Genomic DNA, 672 nt, shown 5'->3' with positions numbered 1-672 from the left:
CGTCCACGGCACATTGCCGCCCAGCAGCTTCTGCTCGATGCCGACCATCAGCGTGCCGAGGTACAGGCCCTTGCTCATCCACTGCTTGAAGTTGCGCGCACGATGCAGTTCGGTGTGCAGCCAGGACGTCTTGAAGCTTTCCGGATAGGCCGTCAGCTCATCGCTGGTGCGGCCAGCCTGCACGGCTTCAAACGCGGCATCGGCCGCCAGCATGCCGGTCTTGATCGCGGCATGCGAACCCTTGATCCGGGACGCATTCAGGAAGCCCGCATCGTCGCCCACCAGCGCGCCGCCCGGGAATACCAGCTTTGGCAGCGACATCAGCCCGCCCGCAGTGATGGCCCGCGCGCCGTACGACACGCGCTTGCCGCCTTCGAGCACCGCGCGGATCGCCGGGTGCGTCTTGTAGCGCTGGAATTCCTCGAACGGCGACAGATACGGGTTCGTGTAGCCCAGACCCACCACGAAGCCCACCACCACCTGGTTGTTGTCCATGTGATAGAGGAACGAACCACCGTACGTGTCGTTTTCCAGCGGCCAGCCGGCCGTATGCATCACCAGACCCGGCTTGTGCTTCGACGGATCGATTTCCCACAGTTCCTTGATGCCGATCCCGTAGACCTGCGGATCGACGCCTTCGCGCAGTTTGAATTTATCGTTCAGCTGACGGCC

General features: G+C 63.1%; 1 protein-coding gene. It reads right to left on the bottom strand.

Features of this window, described 5'->3' with window-relative positions:
- Nucleotides 1-672 (bottom strand): NAD(P)/FAD-dependent oxidoreductase (locus tag PQQ95_RS36530; RefSeq protein WP_408447258.1); only part of this gene is annotated, 672 nt, incomplete at both ends.

Origin of the sequence: Paraburkholderia caffeinilytica (genome assembly GCF_046030355.1) — a bacterium.
GTDB classification, from domain to species: domain Bacteria; phylum Pseudomonadota; class Gammaproteobacteria; order Burkholderiales; family Burkholderiaceae; genus Paraburkholderia; species Paraburkholderia caffeinilytica_B.
This window is presented reverse-complemented; position numbering and strand designations above follow the sequence as displayed.